This is a genomic window from Pseudomonas syringae group sp. J248-6 (assembly GCF_032586995.1).
Taxonomy (GTDB): Bacteria; Pseudomonadota; Gammaproteobacteria; order Pseudomonadales; family Pseudomonadaceae; genus Aquipseudomonas; species Aquipseudomonas amygdali.
In genome coordinates, this window is sequence record NZ_JAWHOP010000054.1 from 1 (window position 1) to 512 (window position 512).

Here is a 512-nt window from a genome sequence, read left to right on the forward strand (position 1 = left end):
GCGATGATCCGGCCGTTCTGGTTGTCGACGGTATCAGCGACATCGACAACCAGTGCGCCGACGCTCTGGACCGCGCCACGAACGTTGGAGAGGCTCGCTGCATTCAAATGCGCATCGGCGCTCTGGCTATAGATCAAGCCATCAGCATCGTTGAGGACACTGCCACCCGCGACGACTTTCAGTGTGTTGTTGGCAGCAACGGTGCCGCGGTTGCGGTTATCCAGTTGCCCGGATGTGTTGAGGGTCATCAGGCTCTGGCTGATCAGTTGCCCGGCCTGGTTGTTGATCGCCGCGCTGCGCCGCAACAGCAGGTTACCGCCGCTGGCCAGCTTGCCGCTGGTGTTGGTCAGGCTGCCCAGCAGGTCGAGTGTCATATCGGCCTTGCTGCTCAGGTTACCGGCGCTGTTGTCGAGGCTGCTGCCTTCGAAGCTGAAACCCTGCTGGGCCGTCAGGTTACCGGCCGCGTTGTTCAGGGCATTGGCTTTGATGGTCAGCCCGGCACCACTGTCGAT

The 512-nt window shown here is 61.5% G+C and carries 1 protein-coding gene; it reads right to left on the bottom strand.

Annotated features, from left to right (window positions below):
• The coding region (locus RYC17_RS26810) for a hypothetical protein (RefSeq protein WP_316904794.1) at nt 1-512 on the bottom strand (512 nt) is incomplete at both ends.